Source organism: Phreatobacter sp. (assembly GCF_027532945.1).
Classification (GTDB): Bacteria; Pseudomonadota; Alphaproteobacteria; order Rhizobiales; family Phreatobacteraceae; genus Phreatobacter.
This window is the reverse complement of record NZ_JAPZTZ010000014.1, coordinates 156,016-177,502: the sequence shown is the minus strand read 5'-3', so window position 1 is coordinate 177,502 and position 21,487 is coordinate 156,016. Positions and strand designations below refer to the sequence as shown.

General features: G+C 70.6%; 17 protein-coding genes. 10 read left to right on the top strand and 7 right to left on the bottom strand.

What is annotated here, in order from left to right; translation table 11 throughout:
* Positions 1–13: 13 nt before the first annotated feature.
* From O9344_RS11370 to bchF, 7 genes are read right to left on the bottom strand one after another with little or no spacing between them, the layout of a single operon-like run.
* On the bottom strand, positions 14–1,456 hold the full coding sequence (locus O9344_RS11370; RefSeq protein WP_298476787.1) for a BCD family MFS transporter: 1,443 nt from the start codon (positions 1,454–1,456) through the stop codon (positions 14–16).
* Positions 1,453–2,154: a magnesium protoporphyrin IX methyltransferase gene (bchM, locus tag O9344_RS11365; protein WP_298476786.1), complete on the bottom strand. Its 702-nt coding sequence runs from the start codon at positions 2,152–2,154 to the stop codon at positions 1,453–1,455. Before bchM ends, O9344_RS11370 begins: the two co-directional genes overlap by 4 nt.
* Entirely contained in the window at positions 2,154–3,062 is a 909-nt protein-coding gene (gene bchL / locus O9344_RS11360) for a ferredoxin:protochlorophyllide reductase (ATP-dependent) iron-sulfur ATP-binding protein (protein ID WP_298476785.1), read from the bottom strand. Before bchL ends, bchM begins: the two co-directional genes overlap by 1 nt.
* Positions 3,059–6,808: a magnesium chelatase subunit H gene (locus O9344_RS11355; protein ID WP_298476784.1), complete on the bottom strand. Its 3,750-nt coding sequence runs from the start codon at positions 6,806–6,808 to the stop codon at positions 3,059–3,061. Before O9344_RS11355 ends, bchL begins: the two co-directional genes overlap by 4 nt.
* A complete protein-coding gene (bchB, locus tag O9344_RS11350; RefSeq protein ID WP_298476783.1) occupies positions 6,783–8,327 on the bottom strand; it encodes a ferredoxin:protochlorophyllide reductase (ATP-dependent) subunit B in 1,545 nt (514 codons plus the stop codon). Before bchB ends, O9344_RS11355 begins: the two co-directional genes overlap by 26 nt.
* A gap of 2 nt (positions 8,328–8,329) precedes the next feature.
* Entirely contained in the window at positions 8,330–9,622 is a 1,293-nt protein-coding gene (locus tag O9344_RS11345) for a ferredoxin:protochlorophyllide reductase (ATP-dependent) subunit N (RefSeq protein WP_298476781.1), read from the bottom strand.
* Positions 9,619–10,122, bottom strand: a complete 504-nt coding sequence (bchF, locus tag O9344_RS11340; protein WP_298476779.1) for a 2-vinyl bacteriochlorophyllide hydratase — start codon at positions 10,120–10,122, stop codon at positions 9,619–9,621. Before bchF ends, O9344_RS11345 begins: the two co-directional genes overlap by 4 nt.
* A 287-nt stretch (positions 10,123–10,409) precedes the next feature.
* Between bchF and O9344_RS11335 the strand changes: the two genes are divergently transcribed.
* Genes O9344_RS11335 through bchO form a run of 10 tightly spaced genes read left to right on the top strand, consistent with a single transcriptional unit; the run spans position 10,410 to position 21,481 of the window.
* Complete coding sequence (locus O9344_RS11335; RefSeq protein ID WP_298476777.1) at positions 10,410–11,312, top strand: B12-binding domain-containing protein; 903 nt, start codon at positions 10,410–10,412, stop codon at positions 11,310–11,312.
* A 52-nt stretch (positions 11,313–11,364) separates the two neighbouring features.
* Positions 11,365–12,768: a transcriptional regulator PpsR gene (gene ppsR / locus O9344_RS11330; protein ID WP_298476774.1), complete on the top strand. Its 1,404-nt coding sequence runs from the start codon at positions 11,365–11,367 to the stop codon at positions 12,766–12,768.
* 57 nt (positions 12,769–12,825) lie between these two features.
* Positions 12,826–13,695, top strand: coding sequence for a chlorophyll synthase ChlG (chlG, locus tag O9344_RS11325; protein ID WP_298476771.1), 870 nt, complete (start codon positions 12,826–12,828; stop codon positions 13,693–13,695).
* Between the two features lie 7 nt (positions 13,696–13,702).
* On the top strand, positions 13,703–15,094 hold the full coding sequence (locus tag O9344_RS11320) for a BCD family MFS transporter (protein ID WP_298476768.1): 1,392 nt from the start codon (positions 13,703–13,705) through the stop codon (positions 15,092–15,094).
* A gap of 3 nt (positions 15,095–15,097) precedes the next feature.
* On the top strand, positions 15,098–16,297 hold the full coding sequence (locus O9344_RS11315; protein WP_298476765.1) for a geranylgeranyl diphosphate reductase: 1,200 nt from the start codon (positions 15,098–15,100) through the stop codon (positions 16,295–16,297).
* The gene (locus O9344_RS11310; protein WP_298476763.1) at positions 16,294–16,797 is read left to right on the top strand and encodes a TspO/MBR family protein; all 504 of its coding nucleotides are present in this window, start codon (positions 16,294–16,296) and stop codon (positions 16,795–16,797) included. Before O9344_RS11315 ends, O9344_RS11310 begins: the two co-directional genes overlap by 4 nt.
* 20 nt (positions 16,798–16,817) lie before the next feature.
* The gene (ispH, locus tag O9344_RS11305) at positions 16,818–17,813 is read left to right on the top strand and encodes a 4-hydroxy-3-methylbut-2-enyl diphosphate reductase (RefSeq protein WP_298476760.1); all 996 of its coding nucleotides are present in this window, start codon (positions 16,818–16,820) and stop codon (positions 17,811–17,813) included.
* Between the two features lies 1 nt (position 17,814).
* Positions 17,815–18,831, top strand: coding sequence for a magnesium chelatase ATPase subunit I (bchI, locus tag O9344_RS11300; protein WP_298476757.1), 1,017 nt, complete (start codon positions 17,815–17,817; stop codon positions 18,829–18,831).
* Positions 18,828–20,564 (top strand): VWA domain-containing protein, encoded by a 1,737-nt coding sequence (locus O9344_RS11295; RefSeq protein WP_298476754.1) that lies wholly within the window; start codon positions 18,828–18,830, stop codon positions 20,562–20,564. Before bchI ends, O9344_RS11295 begins: the two co-directional genes overlap by 4 nt.
* Positions 20,561–21,481 carry an alpha/beta fold hydrolase BchO gene (bchO, locus tag O9344_RS11290; RefSeq protein WP_298476751.1) on the top strand — a complete coding sequence of 307 codons (921 nt, stop codon included), beginning with the start codon at positions 20,561–20,563 and terminating at the stop codon, positions 21,479–21,481. Before O9344_RS11295 ends, bchO begins: the two co-directional genes overlap by 4 nt.
* Positions 21,482–21,487 lie beyond the last annotated feature (6 nt).

The window sequence follows — 21,487 nt, the reverse complement described above, 5'->3', positions numbered from 1 at the left end:
GACGCCCTTCGGCCTATCGGGGAAATTGCGACAGGCCGAAGGGCGCCAGGACGGGTGTCTCGGCGTGAACGCTGGTTGACGACCGGCCGACGAGCGGGCCGAGCGCGATGAGCATGGCGAAGAGCAGGAAGAGCTCGAGGTGGTAGACCGCGGCGTAGGCGGCCGAGGGATCGGTGAGGGCGGGGCCAAGCGCCCCGCGCGTGGCGAGCGCCCCGGTCACGTCGCGCAGGATGCCGCCGAGGCCAACCGCGAGGCCCGCGGCGGTTGCCTGCACCGCTCCCCAGGCGCCGAGTGCGAGGCCGTTATAGCCGCGGCCGTCGAGGCTCATCGCATAGGTGAGCGTGCCGACGGCGAAGAGGCCGCCTCCGAAGCCGATGAGAAAGGCGCCGGTGCGGAACAGCGTCGGCGAGGCGAGCGGGGCGGCGAGGATCACCGCGGTGAAGGCGGCGATGCCGACGACGCCGCCGAGGCCGGAGAGCCTGGCCGGGTCGAAGCCGCGGGCGAGCAGCCGTGCCGCCAGGGCGAAGGCGAGGAGCGCGCCGAGGGCGAGCAGGACGGTGAGGCCGGTCGTCGCCGAGACGCTGAGACCGATCACCTCACCGCCATAGGGCTCGAGGATGATGTCCTGCATGTTGAAGGCGGCGGTGCCGAGACCGACGGCAATGAGGAAGCGGCGCGCCTTCGGCTCGGCCATCAGCCGGCCCCAGGCCTCGCGGAAGGAGGGCTCCCCGGTGCGGCCGCGGTTGCGGGAGGGGTCGCGCGCCTCCTGCTTCCACAGGGCGATGACGTTGAGGACCATGGTCGCGACGGCCGCGCCCTGGATCACCTGGATCAGCCGCATGGCGCTGAAATCGGTGAGCAGCAGGCCGAAGACGGCGCCGCTCGCCACCATGCCGACCAGCAGCATGACATACATGAGGGCGACGACACGCGGCCGCGCCTCGGGCCTCGTGATGTCGGTGGCGAGCGCCAGGCCCGCGGTCTGCGTCGTCTGCAGGCCGGCGCCGACCAGCAGGAAGGCGAGAGCGGCGCCGATCTGGCCGGCAAGGACCGAGCCCTCGCCGTCGCCGGAGAGCACCAGCAGCGCGAAGGGCATGATGGCGAGGCCGCCGAACTGCAGCAGCGAGCCCATCCAGATATAGGGCACACGCCGCCAGCCCAGCGCCGAGACATGGGTGTCGGAGCGGAAGCCGATAAAGGCACGGAAGGGCGCGACGAGCAGCGGCAGGGCCACCATGATGGCCACCAGCGAGGCCGGCACCTTCAGCTCGACGATCATGACGCGGTTGAGCGTGCCGACCAGCAGGACGGTCGCCATGCCGACGGAGACCTGGAACAGCGACAGCCTCACCAGGCGCGACAGCGGCACTTCCGCGCTCGCCGCATCGGCGAAGGGCAGGAAGCGCGGGCCGATCCGGCGCCAGAGGGAGAGGATGATGCCGCTCGCCCGGATCATGGCCGCACGAGCTCCAGGGCCTGGCTGATGTAGAAGCCGCGGGCGACCTTCACCGTGCGGGCCTGGCTCCACGATCCGATCGTGGCGTCGGCGGCGATGCGGCGGGCAAGCCCGCCCTCGCTCACCGGCTCGATGGCCGGGGCCCGGTCGCCGCGGGGGAAGAGGCGGCCGACCGCATGCATGGCGCCGAGGAGCGCGGTGCGCGGGGCGAAGGTGAAGAGGATGGAGGAGCCGGTCTGGCGCGACAGCTGGGCCAGCACCCGCACCATGTCGTCGGCGCGGTAGTGGATGAGCGAGTCCATCGCCACCACATGGTCGAAGCGGCCGAGCAGCGGGTCGAGGAAGTCGCCGACGCGGAAGTCGATACGGCCGGGCATGGCAATGTTGGCGGTGCGCTCGCGGGCAAGGCCCACCAGCTTCGCCGAGAGGTCGATGGCCACCACCTCGGCGCCGCGGCGGGCCGCTTCGACCGCGAGCGCCCCGGTGCCGCAACCGGCATCGAGGATGCGGGCGCCGCGCAGATCGTCCGGCAGCCAGGAGAGCAGCGTCGAGCGCATGGTGTCGCGGCCGGCGCGGACGGTGGCGCGGATGCGCCCGACAGGGGCGTCCGAGGTCAGGCGGGTCCAGGCCTCGACCGCGGTGCGGTCGAAGTAGGTTTCAAGCTCGTGGCGGCGGTCGCGATAGGTGATGGTGGGCATCAGTCGAACCCCAGCAGGTCGAAGATCTCGCGGTCCTTGAGCGGGGCGACGTCGAGCGGTTCGGTGCCGTCCCACAGGTGCTGGGCGAGGCGGATGTACTCGCGCTGGACGGCGAGCACTTCCGGCGTCGGCTCCATCTCGAAGAGCGTCGCCTTCTTCAGCCGCGAGCGGCGGATGACGTCGAGGTCGGGCAGGCGGGCGAGGGTCCGGGTGCCCGAGGCCTTGTTGAAGCGCTCGATCTGGTCGGTGTCGGCGCTGCGGTTGGCGATGACGCCGGCGACGCGCACGTCGTAGTTCTTCGACTTGGCCTTGATGGCCGCGACGATGCGGTTCATCGCGAAGATCGAGTCGAAGTCGTTGGCGGCGACGATGATCGCCCGCTCGGCGTGCTGGAGCGGGGCCGCGAAGCCGCCGCAGACCACGTCGCCGAGCACGTCGAAGATGACGACGTCGGTCTCGTCGAGGAGGTGGTGCTCCTTCAAAAGCTTCACCGTCTGGCCGACGACATAGCCGCCGCAGCCGGTGCCGGCCGGCGGGCCGCCCGCCTCGACGCACATGACGCCGTTATAGCCCTCGAAGACAAAGTCCTCGGGCCGCAGCTCCTCGCTGTGGAAGTTCACCCCTTCCAGCACGTCGATGACGGTGGGGATGAGGCTCTTGGTCAGCGTGAAGGTCGAGTCGTGCTTCGGATCGCAGCCGATCTGCAGCACGCGCTTGCCGATCTTGGAGAAGGCGACCGACAGGTTCGACGAGGTGGTCGACTTGCCGATGCCGCCCTTGCCGTAGACGGCGAAGACCTTGGCGGAGACGTCGAGCTTGGAGTCGATCATCACCTGGACCGAGCCTTCCCCGTCCGGGGGACGCGGCACGGGCTTGCGGATGGCGAGGGGGGTAACGAGGCCGCTCATGCAGCTCTCCCGGGGCTGACGCCCTCCAGACGATCCTCGAGGTCCTCCCCGGCCGCGCGCAATGCGGCGAGGGTTTCCGGATCGGGGGTCCAGAAGTTGCGTTCGTGGGCTTCAATGAGGCGATTGGCGAGACGTGCCGAGGCCGTGGTGTTGAGGCTTGCCAGGCGGTCGCGCATGGCGGGGTCGAGGACGTAGAGCTCGGCAATGTCCTTGTAGATCCAGGGCGCGACCGCCCCGGTCGTGGCCGACCAACCGACCGTGTTGGTGACGTGCTCCTCGATGATCCGCACGCCCTCATAGCCGTGCTGGAGCATGCCCTCGTACCATTTGGGGTTGAGGGTGCGGGTGCGGGTCTCCAGCGCGACCTGTTCGCCAAGCGTGCGCACCACGCCGCTGCGGCGGGTCTGGTCGGAGATGTAGACGGGGACGACGGCACCGCGGGCCCGCTTCACCGCCTGGGTGATGCCGCCGAGCGTGTCGAAATACTGGTCGACGGTGGTGACCCCGAGCTCGACCGAGTCGAGGTTCTGGTAGGCGAAGTCGACACCGGCGAGGACGCTTTCGAGGAGTTCGCCGGCCTTGGCGGGCTTGCCGCCGCGGTCATAGGCGAAGCATTTGCGGCGGGCGAAGGTCTCGGCGATCTCCTCCTCGTCCGACCAGCGGCCGCTCTGGATGAGGCCGTTGACATTGGCGCCATAGGCGCCGTCGGCATTGGAGAACACCCGGAGCGAGGCCTCTTCCAGCGTGCCGCCATGCTCGGCCTGGAAGGCGAGGGCGTGCTTGCGGATGAAATTCGCCTCGACCGGCTCGTCGGCCGCAGCGGCGAGATGGGCGGCATCCGCCAGCAGCTTGATCTGCAGCGGCAGCAGGTCGCGGAAGATGCCGGAGAGGGTCATCACCACGTCGATGCGGGGGCGGCCGAGTTCGGCAGCCGGGATCAGCTCGGCGCCGGCGAGGCGGCCATAGGGGTCGAAGCGCGGGCGTGCACCCATCAGCGCCAGGGCCTGGGCGATGGGCCCGCCCTCGGTCTTCAGGTTGTCCGTGCCCCAGAGCACCAGGGCGATGGTCTCCGGCACGCCATGGCCGTCGGCAGCATGGCGGGCGAGGATGCGCTCGGCCTGGGCGGCGCCGTCGCGCACGGCGAAGGCGCTGGGGATGCGGAAGGGGTCGAAGCCGTGGAGGTTGCGGCCCGTCGGCAGGACCGCGGTGGTCTTCAGCACGTCGCCGCCGGGGGCGGGGCGGATGAAGCCGCCATCGAGGGCGGCGAGGATGCCGCCGAGTTCGGTTTCGGCGGCGAGCAGCCGGTCGGTGGCGGCAAGCGCGGTCCAGGCTTCGCGGGTGGCGTCGTCGGCGGCGATGCGATGGCTCGCCAGCGCCCGCTCGACGCTCTCGCCACCGACGATGGCGGCGAGCGTGTCGCGGTCCGGCGTGAAGCCATGGCTCGCCTCGCCGATGCCGGTGAGAAGGTCGAGGCGCTCCTCGGTGCCTGCGGCGCGGCCCACAACGTGCAGGCCGTGCGGGATCAGCGCATATTCGAGTTCGAGGACATCGGCAGCGAGCTTGGCGATGACGGCGTCGAGATTGCCGGCGAAGGGCGGGCTTGCCGGGGCAAGCTCCACCGCCGAGGCCTGGGCCTGGATCAGCTCGGCAAGGGCCTTGCGGGATCCGACATCGGCGGGATCGCAGAGCCGCCAGCGGTCGATGGAGGCCTTGAGATCGAGCAGGCCGCGATAGAGCCCGGCCTGGGTGAGGGCGGGGGTGCGGTAGCTGACGAGGGTCGCGGCCGAGCGGCGCTTCGCCAGCGCACCCTCGGAGGGGTTGTTGGCGGCATAGAGATAGAAGTTCGGCAGGTCGCCGATGAGCCGGTCCGGCCACGAACGGGCGGAGAGGCCCGCCTGCTTGCCCGGCATGAATTCGAGCGCTCCGTGGGTGCCGAAATGCAGGACCGCATTGGCGCCGAAATCCTCGCGGAGATAGCGATAGAAGGCGGAGAAGGCGTGGGTCGGCGCGAAGCTCTTCTCGAAGAGCAGGCGCATCGGGTCGCCCTCCCAGCCGAAGGCGGGCTGGATGCCGACGAAGACATTGCCGAAGCGCTCACCGAGAACGAAGAGGCCTGCGCCATCGCTCTGCTGGCGGCCGGGGGCCGGGCCCCACTGGGCCTCGATCTCGGCGAGGTGCGGCTCGCGGCGCACGTGATCGGCGGCGGGGATGCGGTGGGCGACATTGGCCGTCGTGCCGTGGCGGGCGGCATTGCCCTCGAGGATGCGGCGGCGCAGCGCGTCGACGTCTTCCGGCACCTCGACGCTGTAGCCGGCCTTGGCCATGGCGGTGAGCGTGTTGAAGAGCGATTCGAAGACGGCGAGATAGGCGGCCGTGCCGGTGTTGCCGGCATTCGGCGGGAAGTTGAACAGGACGATGCCGACCTTGCGCTCGGCGCGGGCGAGGCGGCGCAGACCGATGAGCCGGTCGACGCGCGCGGCGAGGGTTGCGGCACGCTCCGGGCAGGCCTGCATCTCGCGGCCGTCGCGGTTGGCGGGGAAGCGGCAGAGCTTGTCGCAGCCGGTGCAGGGCTCGCCGGCGCCGGCGGCACGGCCACCGAAAACGGTCGGCTGGATGGCGCCGTCGATCTCCGGGATCGCCACCATGATGGTGTTCTCGACGGGGAGCAGGCCGCGGCCCGAGGCGCCCCATTCCTCCAGCGTCTGGAACTCCAGCGGATGGGCGGCGACATAGGGCACACCGAGCTGGACCAGCGTCGCCTCGGCGGCCGCCGAGTCGTTGTAGGCGGGGCCGCCGACCAGCGAGAAGCCGGTCAGCGAGATCACCGCATCGACCGTCGGGCGACCGCGGTCGATGAAGTAGCGCTCGATGGCCGGGCGCGAGTCGAGCCCGCTGGCGAAGGCCGGCACGACGGATAGGCCGCGTGCCTCGAGGGCGGAGACGACGCCGTCATAGTGGCGGGTGTCGCTGGCGAGCAGGTAGGAGCGCAGCACAATGAGGCCGACGCGCGCGCCGCTTTGCGTGGGCAGGCGGGCGGCATTGTCGGTGATCCGCTCGGGCAGGCGCGGGTGGTAGAGGCCGACATCGGGATAGTCGATGGGGGCCGCCGCGGGGACCGTGCCGCGCAGGCTCTTGCGCGGGCCGTCGGCATAGCGGTCGATGAGCAGGCGGACCATGTTCTCGACATTCTCGTCGGAGCCGGCGAGCCAGTATTGCAGGACAAGAAAATAGGCGCGCAGGTCTTGGGCGGAGCCTGGGATGAAACGCAGGATCTTCGGCAGGCGCCGCAGCATCCGCATCTGGCCTGCGCCCGAGCCGCCGCCGGCATTGTTCGATTTGCCGCGCAGGCGCTTCAGGAAGGAGAGGGCGCCGCCCGACTTCTCGCCGAAACGGTAGCGGCCGAGGCGGGTGAGGTTGACGACATCCGGCACCGACATGCAGCCGACGATGGCGTCGCAGCTCTCGCGGCGGGCGCGCAGGTTGTCGATGACCGGCGTGACATGCTCCTCCATGAACAGCATGGAGCACAGGATGATGTCGGCGCTGTCGATGGCCTTGCGGCAGCGATCGAGGGCGACATCGTCGCTCGCCCATTCCGAGGCGGCGTGAAGCGTCAGGTCCAGCCCCGGCAGGCTCGCCGCCATCCGCACGCGAGCCCGCGCGACGACACCCGCCAGGTGGTTATCCAGCGTGACGATCGCGACGCGGATCGGCGTCGCGTCAGCGGCCGAAATGAGCTTTCGCATCGTAGAGGGTGTCCAGGGTGATGGTGGTGATGCCGCGCTCGAGAGCGAAGCGTTCGGTGTTGCGCCGGGCCTTGCCGCGGACGAAGAAGGGGATCTTGCGAAGCTCCTGTTCGGCGACCGCGTCCCACGCGGTGGGGCCGGGTTGCGAGGGCGGGGAGGCGAGGACCGGCTCGGCGACGGCGGCTTCCGCCGCTGCGGGCATGTGGGTCTTGCCGAGATGCGAGCCGGTGCGGTCGTTGAACTCGAAATCGCCGCGGAACATGTGGAGGAGGTGCTCCTCCAGCCCCATCATCAGCGGGTGGACCCAGGTGTCGAAGAGCACGTTGGCGCCCTCGAAGCCCATCTGCGGCGAGTGGCGCGCGGGGAAGTCCTGCACGTGGATCGGCGCGGAGATGACGGCGCAGGGAATGCCCAGGCGCTTGGCGATGTGGCGCTCCATCTGCGTGCCGAGGATGAGCTCGGGACGGAGCGCCGAAATCTCGGCCTCGACGTCGAGGTAGTCGTCGGTGACGAGCGCCTCGATGCCGTGGCGGGCGGCTTCGGCGCGGATCTCGCGGCCGAACTCGCGGGAATAGGTGCCAAGGCCGACGAGGTCGAAGGCGAGCTCCGAGGTGGCGACGCGGGCGGCGGCGAGCGCGTGGGTCGCATCGCCGAAGACATAGACGCGCTTGCCGGTGAGATAGGTCGAGTCGACCGAGCGCGAATACCAGGGCAGGCGCGAGGCGGCGTCCGCCACGACGGGCGAGACGCCGGCGATGCGGGCGATCTCGGCGATGAAGTCGCGTGTCGCGCCGACGCCGATCGGCACGGTGCGCACAGCCGGCTGGCCGAAGGTCTTTTCGAGATAGCGCGCGGCCGGTTCGGCGACCTCGGGATAGAGCACGACGTTGAAGTCGGCGTCGCCGAGGCGGGCGATGTCGGAGGGACGGGCGCCGAGCGGGGCGACGACGTTCACGTCGACGCCGAGGGTCGCAAGGAGGCGCGTCACTTCCATCACGTCGTCACGGTGGCGGAAGCCGAGAGCGGTGGGTCCGAGGATGTTGCAGCGCGGGCGGCCGATGTTGGTCGCGGTCTCGCGCGGGCGGGCGAGCGCCCGGACCAGGCGGTAGAAGGTCTCGCCGGCGCCCCAGTTCTCTTTCTTCTGGTAGGCCGGCAGCTCCAGCGGGATGACCGGGATCGGCAGGCCGAGGCGGGCGGCGAGGCCCCCCGGATCGTCCTGGATCAGCTCGGCGGTGCAGGAGGCGCCGACGATCATCGCCTCGGGCTTGAAGCGCTCGTAGGCCGAGCGGCAGGCCTCCTGGAACAGGCCGGCCGTGTCGCCGCCGAGGTCGCGCGCCTGGAAGGTGGTGTAGGTCACCGGCGGGCGGCGGTCGCGCCGCTCGATCATGGTGAAGAGCAGGTCGGCATAGGTGTCGCCCTGCGGGGCATGGAGCACGTAGTGCAGCCCCTCCATGGCGGTGGCGATGCGCATGGCGCCGACGTGGGGAGGTCCTTCATAGGTCCAGAGCGTCAGCTGCATGGCTACACCGAAAGCCGCTGGCGCCGCGCGAGCGGACGCGTGAAGAGCTCAGCGAGGTCGCCGGCCTGCTCGTAGCCCTGGATGGGCGTGAACATCAGCTCGATCGACCACTTGGTCGTCATGCCCTCGGCCTCCAGCGGATTGGCAAGGCCAAGGCCGCAGACGACGAGGTCGGGCGCCGCCTGGCGGCAGCGGTCGAGCTGGCGTTCGACGTCCTGGCCCTCGACGATCCGCGTGCCCTCGGGCAGCAGTGCCAGTTCGGCGGCGAGATGAGTGCGATGGAGGTAGGGCGTGCCGACCTCCACCAGCTCCATGCCGAGTTCGCGGTGCAGGAAGCGCGCGATCGGCACTTCCATCTGCGAATCGGGGAAGAGAAAGACCCGCCTGCCCGCGAGAGCAGTCCGGTGCCGGCGAAGGGCGCGCTCAGCGCGCGCCACGCCGGCGGCGGTGACGTTCTGGAACAGCTCGCGTGGGACGAGGAAGGCCGTAGCGGCAGCCTGAAGCCAGCGGGTAGTGCCCTCGGCGCCAACGGGGAGCGGTGCCGAGAGGAGGCTCGCGCCGCGCTCCTCGAGCGCTCTGGCCGTGTCCCGGAGGAACGGTTGTGCGAGCAGGACCCGCGTCGCCGGTCCGACGGACGGAAGGTCCGCCAGACGGGGCGCGGGAAGAAAGCCGACCCTGGTGATGCCGAGGTCGGCGAAGAGCCTGCGGAACTGGTCCTCGACGATGTCGGGGAGCGTTCCGGCGACAAGCAGGGAAGGTGCCGCGCCAGGGGCCTCGTCCGGCATCTGCGGGACGAGGGCGGCGAGGGCTGCGTCCTCGCCCTCGGTGAAGGTCGTCTCGATGCCGCTGCCGGAATAGTTGAACACGCGGACACGCGGGGCGAAGGCGCGGTCGAGGCGGCCGGCGGCGCGCTTCAGGTCGAGCTTGATGACCTCGGAGGGGCAGGAGCCCACGAGGAAGAGGGCGCGGATGTCGGGGCGGCGCTCCAGCAGGCGGGCGACGACGCGGTCGAGCTCCTCGTTGGCGTCGGCGAGGCCGGCGAGGTCGCGCTCCTCCATGATGGCGGTGGCGAAACGCGGCTCGGCGAAGATCATCACACCGGCCGCCGATTGCAGCAGGTGGGCGCAGGTGCGCGAGCCGACGACGAGGAAGAAGGCGTCCTGCATCTTGCGGTGCAGCCAGACGATGCTGGTGAGGCCGCAGAAGACCTCGCGCTGGCCGCGCTCCTGGATGACCGGGGCGTCGGTGCAGCCGGCTGAGCCTGTCCGGGCGAGGATGTCGGTGGCGGGGGTCATGAGTGCTGCTCCACCAGGGGAGCAGCCCGCTCCAGCCGGGCGCGGCGGAGCTTGACGATGTACTGGGCGGCGTTGACGACGTAGAGGGCGTAGGCGGCGAGGGCCACGGCCATCTGGGTCCCAGGCGCCACCCCCGGCCAGACGAGGGTGACGAGATAGGCGGTGTGCAGCGCGATCACCACCATGCTCACCACGTCCTCCCAGAAGAAGGCGGGGGCGAAGAGGTAACGGCCGAAGACCGCGTGCTCCCAGAGCGAGCCCGTGACCATGATGACGTAGAGAGCGAGGGTCTTGGCGAGGACCGAGACGGTGGCGGCCTCGTAGCCCTCTCCTGTGCGCAGGTAGCGCAGCACGAGGACGAGACTGACTATGAAGATCAGGAACTGCACCGGTGCGAGAAGGCCCTGGACCATCGTCCACCGCGTCTCGTCACGCCTGCGGCGCTGCTCGGCGGTGTAGAGCCGCCCGACGGTTTCCTCATGGACTGCACGGCCGGGCATGGGACCTCCCCAGGGTCGGGGGCCGTGCCGGTTTTTTTTTGGAACCGGTCGCGACTGGCGTCCATCTGAGTGTAAAAAAAAGTTTACGTCAAGCCGATTTCACAGTTAGTGTGACTGCGAGCCGTCGGGGCGGTGACGCTTGCGCGACATCGGAAATCGGCTCATGGTTGAGGTGGACCACCCCAAGCTGGCGCAACTCCAGCGTGTGTTGATCCCGCATAGCCTGCCCAAAAAAAGGGACTGGACGGCCCTCCTGGCCGAACTGGTTCAAAATGGGGGAGAGGCCCATGACGGATATCAGGTTTGACGATCGGTCCTCAGGCCGATCGTCTGGAGCCGGCCAACGGCCCGGCTCCCGGTCCGACACCGAACCATGTGTCGCAGAACGCAAGGCGGAGCCGAAGGACGTGCTCGCAACGGTCGCCCGCGCCATCGAGCGCGAGGTTGTGCCCCGCCTGCTCGTGGCGACCCGCGGCCGTGCCGAGGAGCGCGGCGGTGGGGTCGTCGCCGTCACGGTGACGGCAGCCGACATCGAGGAGTTCACGCAACTGGTCATGGCGCATGACCGCCGCGCGGCCGGCGCCTTCGTCGAGGTTTTGCGCGACCGCGGCCTGCCGGTCTCGGATGTGCTCCTCGACTTGCTCGCGCCGGCGGCGCGCCTGCTCGGCGATCTCTGGCTGCGCGACCGCTGCAGCTTCGCCGATGTCTCGCTCGGCCTGGTGCGCCTGCAGCACATCATGCGGGACATCACCGGCCCCGGCCGGCGGGTGGAACCGGGTGACGGGCGGGCTCGCCAGGCGCTGCTGTTCCACTTCCCGCGCGAACAGCATCGCTTCGGCCTGACGCTGGTCCAGGAGATGTTCCTGTCCTCCGGCTGGCAGGTGACGCTGGTCGCACCGACATCGGTCGAGGAGGCGACGGAAGTGATCCGCGACTCCTGGTTCGACGTGCTCGGCGTGTCGCTGGGGAACGACGACTTGCTCAACGATTTGACTTCGGCGATAAGCACTTGGCGCCGCTGGTCACGGAATCAGGCACTTGCCGTTCTGGTCGGGGGGCCGGCCTTTCTCGATAACCCGGAGCGATCCGGCGAGGTCGGGGCCGACGCCTCCGCGCCGAACGCCAGGGAAGCCGTCAAAATTGCCGAGCATCTGGTCGGGGTAGGGATGAGGTCGCCCAGAGGCAATTGAACCATGGCCGAGGTTCGCCGTTCCTCCGGCGGCCTCCAAAGCGAAGATCCTGATGCCGACGCCTGGTCCCACATCTTCCGCCAAAACGGACGGCTCGGCTGCCGTCGAGATCGCCGCCGCCATCGCCGACATCGTCGTGGTGGTCGACGGTCAGGGCATTGTCCGTGATCTGAAGGCAAGCCCCGGCGTCGCGATCGCCCGCGACGCCGAAGCCTGGCGCGGCAAGCGCTGGATCGAGACGGTAGCACCCGACAGCCGCAACAAGGCGGCATCGCTGCTCAGCGATGCCGGCAACGGCCGCACCGCAGCGCCGCGCGAGATCAACCATTCCTCCGGCGACCCGCTGGCAACGATTCCGATCCGCTATTGTGCCGTGCGCGGGGCCAAGGAGGGCGACATCGTCATCGCCGGCCGCGACCTCAGCGCCCTCGCCGAGGTCCAGCAGCAACTTGTCCAGGCCCACCAGGCCATGGAGCGCGACTATGCCCGCCAGCGCGCGTCCGAGACGCGCTACCGGGCCCTGTTCCAGCTGACCGGTGAACCGATCCTCATCGCCGAACTCGCCTCGCGGAAGGTGACTGAGGCCAATCCCGCCGCCGTGCGCGCCCTCGCCACCAGCTCCGGGCGCCTCGCCGGCCGTTTGCTCGCCTCGCTCTTCGAGCCGGCGGGCGCCGCCGATCTCGACGGACTGATGTCGCGGGCCGCCGTCGGCAATGGCGCCGTTGAAGCGCGCGTCGTCGCCGTCACGTCCGGCCAGTCCTTCGACGCCACCGCCTCGCTCATCCGTAGCGGTGGCAGCACATTGGTCCTCGTCCGCCTTGCCCCGACCGAGGGTCGGACGGTGGATGCCGATGACACCTCGCGTGTCATGGGGCTGATCGAGAAGCTCCCCGACGGCTTCGTCGTCACCGATCTCTCCGGCCTCATCCTCGAAGCCAATGCCGCCTTTCTCGACCTCGCCCAGGCCGCCTCGGCCGAGCAGGTTCGCGGAAAACCCCTCGGTGACTGGCTGGGGCGTATGGGCATCGACTTCCCGAGCCTCACCGCCTCGTTGCGGGAATACGGCTCCGTCCGGAACTTCCCGACGATCCTGCGGGGTGCCTTCGGCATCACCGAGACGGTGGAAGTCTCCGCGGTGCTCGTCGAGGACGGCGAGTTGCCCTGCTACGGTTTCGTGCTGCGGGCCGGCCCCCGTGCCGCCGCTCCGAACGGCCATGCCGCCGCGGCCATCCCGCGCTCGGTCGACCAGTTCATCGAACTGGTGGGCCGCGTGTCGCTGAAAGAGCTCGTCCGCGAGACCACCGACATCATCGAGCGCCTCTGCATCGAGGCTGCGCTGGAGATGACGAAGGACAATCGCGCCACCGCCGCGGAGCTGCTCGGCCTCAGCCGCCAGAGCCTCTATCTGAAGATGCGGCGCTTCGGCTTCATGGACGAGATGCCGGAAGCAGATTGACGCTTTTGCATGTAAACAAAAATTGACACTCCGGTTCGGGGCACCTAGCATGGCCCCATGACCTACCCGAGTGCGCCCGCCGTCCTCGAACTGTTCAAGCCCATCACCTGGTTCGCGCCGATGTGGGCCTTCCTCTGCGGCGTGGTCTCCGTGGGGGGCGACTCCGGCGCCTCATGGACGGTGGTGGCGGCCGGCGTCCTGCTCGCCGGGCCTCTCGTCTGTGCCACAAGCCAGGCGGTGAACGACTGGTTCGACCGCCATGTCGACGGAATCAATGAGCCGCACCGTCCAATCCCCTCCGGCCGCATTCCCGGACGCTGGGGCTTCTATATCGCGGTGATCTGGTCGGGCGTGTCGCTCGCCGTCGCCTGGACGCTCGGCTCCTGGGTGCTGGCCGCCACCATGGTCGGCCTGATTCTCGCCTGGGCCTATAGCGCGCCGCCGCTGCGGCTGAAGCAGAACGGCTGGTTCGGCAATGCCGCCGTCGCCTTCTGCTACGAGGGACTGCCCTGGTTCACCGGCGCCGCCATCATGGCCACCGTCCTGCCGGACTGGCGCATCCTCCTCGTCGCGGCGCTCTATTCCATCGGCGCGCACGGGATCATGACCCTCAATGATTTCAAGGCCATCGAGGGCGATACCCGCATGGGCATCCGCTCGCTGCCGGTGCAGCTGGGCGCCGATGCTGCCGCCCGGCTCGCCTGCGTGATGATGGCGCTGCCGCAGGTCGCGGTCATCGCGCTCCTGACCCTGTTCGGCCAGCCCTGGCACGCCCTTGCGGTCACCGCGCTGCTCGCCGTCCAGGTGGTCCTGATGGGCAAGCTCGTCGCCGATCCGCGCGGTCAGGCCGCCCGCTACAACGCCACCGGCACGACGCTCTACGTGCTGGGCATGCTCGTCGCCGCCTTCGCCCTCCGGTCGAGTTGAGGCTCCCATGGTCCAAGCAGCTCTGGCCCAAGCACCTCTGGCCCAAGCGCCGCTCACCTGGTCGCAGATCGTCCGCCTCGGGCTTGTGCAGACGGCCCTCGGCGCCATCGTCGTGCTCACCACCTCGACGGTGAACCGCATCATGGTGATCGAGCTCGCCCTGCCGGCCATGCTGCCCGGGGCCCTCGTCGGCTGGCACTATGCGCTGCAGATGCTGCGTCCGCGCTGGGGCTTCGGCGCCGACCAGGGCTGGCGGATCACGCCGTGGATCATCGGCGGCATGGCGGTGCTCGCCATCGGCGGCAGTCTTGCGGCGCTGTCCACGGCGTTGATGGCCGCCTCGCTGCCCCTCGGCATCGCCGTCGCCATCGCCGCCTTCACGCTGATCGGCGCGGGGGTGGGCGCGGCCGGCACCTCGCTTCTCGCGCTGCTGGCGAAGCGCGTCGCGCCGCAGCGGCGGCCGGCGGCGGCCACCATCGTCTGGATCATGATGATCGCGGGTTTCGCCGTGACGGGAATCACCGCCGGTGCCCTTCTCGACCCCTTCTCGCTGGAGCGGCTGGTGCTGGTCGCCACCGGCATCAGCCTCGTCGCCCTTGTGGTCGCCGTCGTCGCGGTGATCGGGATCGAGGGGCCAGCCGCGGCGCGGGAGGCGGTTCCCGCTGCGCAGGCGGCGCCGGCCGATGGCCGTGGGTCCTTCCTCGCCGCGCTGGCCGAGGTCTGGGCGGAGCCCAAGGCGCGGCTCTTCACCATCTTCATCTTCGTGTCGATGCTGGCCTTCTCCGGCCAGGACCTGATCCTCGAGCCCTTCGCGGGACTGATGTACGACCTCTCGCCGGGCGAGACGACGCGGCTCTCCGGCATCCAGAACGGCGGCGTCCTCGCCGGGATGGTGACGGTCGCTGTGCTCGGCACGCTGCTGCGCGAGGACGGGGCCGGCTCGCCGAAGCTCTGGACCATTCTCGGCTGCATCGCCTCGGCCTTCGCGCTGGCCGGCATCGCCGTATCGGGCGTGCTGGCGCCGGCCTGGCCCATCCGCCTCAACATCTTCCTGCTCGGCTATGCCAACGGTGCCTATGCCGGCGCGGCCATCGGTTCGATGATGGCCCTCGCCGGTACGGGCGCCGAACGGCGTGAGGGCACGCGCATGGGCGTCTGGGGCGCCTCGCAGGCCATCGCCTTCGGCATTGGCGGTTTCCTCGGCACGGTTGCCGTGGACGTGCTGCGCTGGGCCACGGGCTCGAGCCTTATCGCCTATGGCAGCGTCTTCGTCGTGGAGGCCCTGCTGTTCGGTGTCGCCGCAGTGCTGGCGCTGAGGATTGCGCGGCTCTCCGGCGAGGATCCGCTGCCGGCGCCGACGCGGCCGGAATCATTCGCCCTCGGTGCCGGTGGAGGCTGACCCATGGACGAGACCCAGATCTATGATGTCATCGTGGTGGGCGGCGGCCCGGCCGGCGCCACGGCGGCGGCGGAACTCGCCGCGCGCGGCCGCAGCGTCCTGCTGCTCGACCGGGGAGGGCGCATCAAGCCCTGCGGCGGCGCCATCCCGCCGCGCCTGGTGAAGGATTACGCCATTCCCGAGGACATCATCTGCGCCCGAATCGCCTCGGCGCGGATCGTTGCTCCCTCGGCCCGCCACGTCGACATGCATATCGACGGCGGCTATGTGGCGATGGTCGACCGCGAGGTCTTCGACGAGTTCCTTCGCGAGCGGGCCGTCGCCCGCGGCGCCGAGCGCCGCACCGGGCGCTATCTCAAGCTCACCCGCGAGGACGGTGTCGCCACGGTCCATTGGCGCGCGGGCAGCGATGCCGGCGGCGACCTGCGCAACGAGACGGCGCAGGCGCGCCTCGTCATTGCCGCCGACGGGGCGAATTCACTCCTCGCGCGCCAGGAGATCGCAGGCGCCGATCGCGTGCCGCATGTCTTCGCCTATCACGAGATCGTCCGCGTGCCGGAGGATCCCGGCCAGGGCTTCGACGGCCGGCGCTGCGACGTCCATTATGACGGCCGCTATTCCCCGGATTTCTACAGCTGGGTCTTCCCGCATGGGCGGACCGCCAGCATCGGCACGGGCACCCATCACAAGGGCTTCGGCCTGCGCGACTCGATCGCCGCCTTCCGCGAGCGCCACGGCTTCGCCGGCTGGGAGACGATCCGCCGCGAGGGCGCGCCGATCCCGCTGAAGCCGCTGAAGCGCTGGGACAATGGTCGTGACGTCATCGTCGCCGGTGATGCCGCAGGTGTCGTCGCCCCCGCCTCGGGCGAGGGCATCTACTACGCCATGGCCTCGGCCACCGAAGTCGCCACGGCGGCCGAGGAGATGCTGGCGACGGGCCGCGCCACGGCGCTCGCCGGCGCCCGCAAGCGCTTCATGAAGAGCCATGGCCGCGTCTTCCTCGTGCTCGGCATCATGCAGTGGTTCTGGTACCGCAACGACTGGGTGCGCGAGCGCTTTGTCGCCATGTGCGCCGACAAGGACGTGCAGCGCCTCACCTGGCAGGCCTACATGCACAAGGAGCTTGTGCGGCAGAGCCCCGGAGCGCATTTCCGCATCTTCATCAAGGATATGGGCCACCTGCTTGGGCTGGTGCGGCCATGATGGGCTTGAGTTTCCCCGCCTGGCAGGTCTTCGCCATCGCCGCCGTTGGCACGGTGGCCGTGGCGGTTGCCGGCGGGGTCATGACGGATACGACGGGCTGGTACCGGACGCTGCGCTTCCCGGCCTGGAAGCCGCCGGACTGGGCCTTCGGGCCGATCTGGACGACCATCCTGACGCTGGTGGCGCTGTCCGCCGCCCTTTCCTGGGAGGGCGCTGCATCCTCGCGGGAGCGGACCATCATCGCCGGCCTGTTCGTGCTGAACGGGCTGCTCAACATCCTCTGGAACTACCTCTTCTTCTTCATCCGCCGGCCCGACCTCGCCCTCGTCGAGGTGGTGTTCCTGTGGCTGTCCATCCTCGCCCTGGTGATCGCCGTCTATCCCGTCAACCGGGCGGCGAGCCTCATGCTCCTGCCCTATCTCGTCTGGGTCGGCATCGCCGCCGCCCTCAACCTCAAGATCGTCCGCCTCAACGGCCCCTTTGCGGGGGTCGCAGGTTGATCGCGCGCCGGGAGGCCCCGATGCCGCTTCGAGAAGAGCTGACCGTCGTCCTCGCCAATCCCCGCGGCTTCTGCGCGGGGGTGGTCCGGGCCATCGAGATCGTCGAACGGGCGATCGCCCTGCACGGCGCGCCCGTCTATGTGCGCCACGAGATCGTCCACAATCGCCACGTCGTCGCGCGCCTGCGGCGCCAGGGCGCAATCTTCGTCGAGAGCCTCGAAGAGGTGCCGGCCGGCGCCGTCACCGTCTTCAGCGCCCATGGCGTGTCGCAGGCGGTGGAAGAGGAGGCGCGCGAGCGCGGCCTCTCCGTCATCGACGCGACCTGCCCGCTCGTCACCAAGGTGCATCGCCAGGGCCGGCGCTATGCCGAGAAGGGCTTTTCCGTCGTCCTCATCGGCCATGAGGGCCATGCCGAGGTCGAGGGCACGCGCGGCCAGGTGCCGGGCGGCGTGACGGTGGTCGGCAGCGCCGACGAGGTCGCCTCTCTCGCCATCGCCGATCCCTCGCGCGTCGCCTATGTCACCCAGACGACGCTTTCGGTCGACGACACCCGCGAGGTGGTCGATGCGGTGAAGGCGCGCTTCCCGGCCGCCGTCGGCCCGGAGCTCGACGACATCTGCTACGCCACGCAGAACCGCCAGACGGCGGTGACAATGATGGTCGAGGATGTTGACCTGCTCATCGTGCTGGGCTCGGCCAACAGCTCCAACTCCAACCGCCTGCGCGAGATCGGCGTCAAGGCGGGCATTCCCGCCCATCTCGTCGACGACGCCTCCGAGGTCGATCCGCGCTGGCTCGACGGCATCCGCCGCGTCGGCGTCACCGCCGGGGCCTCGGCGCCGGAGGATCTTGTCCGCGGCCTCATCGACCGTCTCTCGACGCTGCGCACCGTGACGGTGGAGAGCGTCGGCGACGTCCACGAGACCGTCGAGTTCCGCCTTCCAACGGCCCTGACGGCGGCGGCGCGCGAGCGCGAGCCCGCCCCCGCCGCGGCCCTCCAGACAGGGAGCCTGTGACATGGCTGAGCCCTTTCCCTTCACGGCCATCGTTGGCCAGTCCGAAATGAAGCAGGCGCTGATGGTCGCCGCCGTCGATCCCCGCATCGGCGGTGTTCTGATCACCGGCGACCGTGGCACCGGCAAGTCGACCGCCGTGCGTGGTCTGGCCGCCGTCCTGCCGTCCCTGCGCGTCGTCGCCGATTGTCCGTATCGCTGTGGCCCCGGCGATAGCCCGGAGTGCTGCCCCCATTGCAGCAGTGCGACGACGCGCACCCTTGCCCAGGCACCGGTGCCGGTGGTCGACCTGCCGCTCGGCGCCACCGAGGACCGGGTGGTCGGCGCGCTCGACATCGAGGAGGCGCTGGTCCACGGCCGCAAGCGCTTCGAACCGGGCCTGCTCGCCCGCGCCAATCGCGGCTTCCTTTATGTCGACGAGGTCAACCTACTTGAGGATCATCTGGTCGATCTTCTGCTCGACGTCGCCGCCTCGGGCGAGAACATCGTCGAGCGCGAGGGCCTGTCGGTGCGCCATCCCGCCCGCTTCGTGCTCATCGGCAGCGGCAATCCGGAAGAGGGCGAATTGCGCCCGCAGCTCCTCGACCGCTTCGGCCTGTCGGTGGAGGTCACCTCGCCGGATGACATCGACCTGCGCGTCGAGGCGGTGAAGCGCCGCGAGGCCTTCGACCGCGACGCGGCCGCCTTCCATGCGGCCTGGACGCGGGAGCAGCAGCGGCTCGCTCGCCGCATCGCCGCCGCGCGCAAGCGGCTCGACGCCATCGAGGTCACCGACATGATACGGCGCGCCATTGCCGGGCTGTGCATCAAGCTCGGCACGGATGGCCTGCGCGGTGAGCTGACCCTCATCCGCGCGGCGCGGGCGCTCGCCGCCCTCGAAGGCGACAATGCGGTTGCCGCCAACCATCTTCGCCAGGCTGCGCCGCTCGCGCTGCGCCATCGCCTGCGCCGCAATCCGATGGACGAGGCCGGCTCGCGCATCCGCGTCGAGCGGGCCCTGGCCGAGGCCTGGGCCGCATGACCGCCGCCCATCCCGGCGACGACCTCCGGGCCGCGGCTCTCGCCGTCGCCCCGGCGATCCTTGCCGTGGATCCGAAAGCGCTTGGCGGCGTGCTGCTGAAGGGCCCGGCGGGACCTGCGCGCGACCGTTTAATCGCCGCGCTATCCGCCGCCCTGCCGGCCGGCAGTCCCGTCCTGCCCGTGCCTTGCCATGTCGGCCCGGGTCGGTTGATCGGCGAAATCGACACCACCGCGACCCTCGCCGCGGGTCGGCTGATCCACGATCCCGGCCTCTTCGTCCGCGCCGCCCGCGGCCTCCTGGTGCTGCGCTCGGCTGAGCGGCTTGAGCCCTCGGCCGCCGCGCTCGTCGCCCTGGCCCTCGACGAGCCGGGCGAGGGCTTCGGCATCATCGCCTGCGACGAAAGCCTTTCCGACGAGGACGGGCCGGCGCGCTGCCTCGCCGAACGCCTTGCCCTGCATCTCGACCTCACCGGCCTTGGCGCTGACGCCGTCCCCGCCACCGATCCGGCGGTTGTGGCTGCCGCCCGCGACCGTTTCGCCAGCGTCACCATCGCCGATGCGGCGGTCGTCAACCTTGCCGCGGCAGCCTCCGCGCTCGGCGTGCGCTCCGACCGCGCCCTGCTCCACGCCGTCCGTGCGGCGCGGATCATTGCCGCCCTGGGCCACCGCGCCACGGTCTCCGACGCCGATGCCGAGACCGCTGCCATCCTCGTCCTCGCCCCGCGCGCCACGCGCCTGCCGCAGGCGGCGGCCGATCCGGCCGAGGCCGAGGCGCAGCAGCCGCCCCCGCCCTCCGAAGCGACCCCGCAGGACGATGCCGAGCAACCGGCCGGCGATCCCGCCGCCGCCGAGGACCGCGTGCTTGATGCGACCGTCGCGGCCTTGCCGCCCGACCTCCTCGCCGCGCTGTCCGCCGGTAAGCCGCCGTCGCGCGGGCGCTCGCCCGCCGGCCGCTCGCGCGATACCGGCGCCGCCTCGGCCCGCGGTCGCCAGATCGGCAGCCGCGCCGGCGACCCGCGGCGCGGCCATCTCGACCTCCTGGCATCGGTCCGATCGGCGGTGCCGTGGCAGCGGCTGCGCGGCGCGCCGCCGTCGGGGGCGCGCCTCAGCCTGCGCCCGGCCGATCTGCGGCTGAAGCGGCTGAAGAACCGCAAGGGCGCCACCACCATTTTCTGCGTCGATGCCTCCGGCTCGACCGCCCTCGAACGCCTCGCCGAAGCCAAGGGCGCGGTCGAGCAGATCCTCGCCGATTGCTATGTGCGTCGCGACGAGGTGGCGCTTGTCGCCTTCCGGGGGCAGGAGGCGACGCTCGTCGTGCCACCGACGCGCTCGCTGCAGCGGGCGCGCGCCTGCCTCTCGGCGCTGCCGGGCGGCGGCGGCACGCCGCTCGCCGAGGGCATCGCCGCGGCCTGCCGGCTCGGCGTCGATACGGCCCGTCGCGGCCGCACGCCGACCCTCGTCCTCATCACCGACGGGCGGCCGAATATCGGCTTCGGCGGCATTGCCGGCCGGGAGCGCGCGGCGGAGGACGCCACGGCCGCGGCCCGCGAGGTCGCCGCCCATCATCTGCGGGCGCTGGTGATCGACAGCTCGACCCGGCCGGAGCCGCGGGCGCGCGCTCTGGCGGATACGATGGGCGCGCTCTATCTCGCGCTGCCCCATGCCGATTCCGCCTCGCTTCACCGCGCGGTGCAGGCGGGGTCTGCGGCGCTCGCCGCGGGGGCGAAGCCATGACCCAGCGGCTCGACTGGAAGCGCGAGGGACCGACCTGGCCGGGCCACGAGCACAGCCGCTTCGTCGAGGCGGCCGGCCACACCTTCCACGTCCAGGTTTCCGGCGAGGGCCCCGTCGCCCTGCTGCTGCACGGCACCGGCGCCTCCACCCATTCATGGCGGCGGTTTGCGCCGCTGCTCGCCGGCCGCTTCACCGTGGTCGCGCCGGACCTGCCGGGCCATGGCTTCACCCGCGCCCCCTTCGCCTCCAGCCTGTCGCTCGACGCGATGGCAGAGAGCATCGCGGCGCTCATGGCCAAGCTCGGGCGCATGCCCGACCTCATCATCGGCCATTCCGCGGGGGCCGCCATCGCCCTGCAGATGGCGCTGAAGGGCCTCGCCGCCCCGCGGGGCATCGTCAGCCTCAACGGCGCGCTACGGCCGCTGGAGGGCTTTGCCAGCCGCTTCTTCCCGCCGATCGCGCGGATGCTGGCACTGCTGCCGATCGTGCCGCAGGTCTTCGCCTGGCGCGCCCGCGACCCGGCCGTCCTCGACGACCTCCTGAAGCAGACGGGATCGCGCATTCCGCCGGAGGACCGGGCGATCTATGCCCGCCTTGCCGCCTCGCCGCCCCATGTCGGCGCGGCGCTCGGCATGATGGCGAACTGGGACCTGTCGGCCCTGGAGCGGAGCTTTCCGAAGGTGACGACACCGGTCCTGCTGGTCGCCGGCACGCAGGACGGCATGGTGCCCGCCCGGCAGGCCGATGTCGTCGCGCATCGGCTGCCCCATGCGGAGGTGGCGCGGCTGCGCAGCCTTGGCCACCTCGCCCATGAGGAGGCCCCCGAGCGCGTCGTTGCCGCGATTCTCGACTGGTTCGACCGCATCACCGAGGTCGGCCCGCAGGCGACCGTGCCGCTGGCAGCCGGTGCACCATGAGGGGGA

What these genes read in the sequence shown, in the direction of transcription:
- O9344_RS11370 (WP_298476787.1), bottom strand. Translation starts at nt 1,456, where the DNA reads ATGATCCGGGCGAGCGGCATCATCCTCTCCCTCTGGCGCCGGATCGGC.
- bchM (WP_298476786.1), bottom strand. Translation starts at nt 2,154, where the DNA reads ATGCCCACCATCACCTATCGCGACCGCCGCCACGAGCTTGAAACCTAC.
- bchL (WP_298476785.1), bottom strand. Translation starts at nt 3,062, where the DNA reads ATGAGCGGCCTCGTTACCCCCCTCGCCATCCGCAAGCCCGTGCCGCGT.
- O9344_RS11355 (WP_298476784.1), bottom strand. Translation starts at nt 6,808, where the DNA reads ATGCGAAAGCTCATTTCGGCCGCTGACGCGACGCCGATCCGCGTCGCG.
- bchB (WP_298476783.1), bottom strand. Translation starts at nt 8,327, where the DNA reads ATGCAGCTGACGCTCTGGACCTATGAAGGACCTCCCCACGTCGGCGCC.
- O9344_RS11345 (WP_298476781.1), bottom strand. Translation starts at nt 9,622, where the DNA reads ATGACCCCCGCCACCGACATCCTCGCCCGGACAGGCTCAGCCGGCTGC.
- bchF (WP_298476779.1), bottom strand. Translation starts at nt 10,122, where the DNA reads ATGCCCGGCCGTGCAGTCCATGAGGAAACCGTCGGGCGGCTCTACACC.
- O9344_RS11335 (WP_298476777.1), top strand. Translation starts at nt 10,410, where the DNA reads ATGACGGATATCAGGTTTGACGATCGGTCCTCAGGCCGATCGTCTGGA.
- ppsR (WP_298476774.1), top strand. Translation starts at nt 11,365, where the DNA reads ATGCCGACGCCTGGTCCCACATCTTCCGCCAAAACGGACGGCTCGGCT.
- chlG (WP_298476771.1), top strand. Translation starts at nt 12,826, where the DNA reads ATGACCTACCCGAGTGCGCCCGCCGTCCTCGAACTGTTCAAGCCCATC.
- O9344_RS11320 (WP_298476768.1), top strand. Translation starts at nt 13,703, where the DNA reads ATGGTCCAAGCAGCTCTGGCCCAAGCACCTCTGGCCCAAGCGCCGCTC.
- O9344_RS11315 (WP_298476765.1), top strand. Translation starts at nt 15,098, where the DNA reads ATGGACGAGACCCAGATCTATGATGTCATCGTGGTGGGCGGCGGCCCG.
- O9344_RS11310 (WP_298476763.1), top strand. Translation starts at nt 16,294, where the DNA reads ATGATGGGCTTGAGTTTCCCCGCCTGGCAGGTCTTCGCCATCGCCGCC.
- ispH (WP_298476760.1), top strand. Translation starts at nt 16,818, where the DNA reads ATGCCGCTTCGAGAAGAGCTGACCGTCGTCCTCGCCAATCCCCGCGGC.
- bchI (WP_298476757.1), top strand. Translation starts at nt 17,815, where the DNA reads ATGGCTGAGCCCTTTCCCTTCACGGCCATCGTTGGCCAGTCCGAAATG.
- O9344_RS11295 (WP_298476754.1), top strand. Translation starts at nt 18,828, where the DNA reads ATGACCGCCGCCCATCCCGGCGACGACCTCCGGGCCGCGGCTCTCGCC.
- bchO (WP_298476751.1), top strand. Translation starts at nt 20,561, where the DNA reads ATGACCCAGCGGCTCGACTGGAAGCGCGAGGGACCGACCTGGCCGGGC.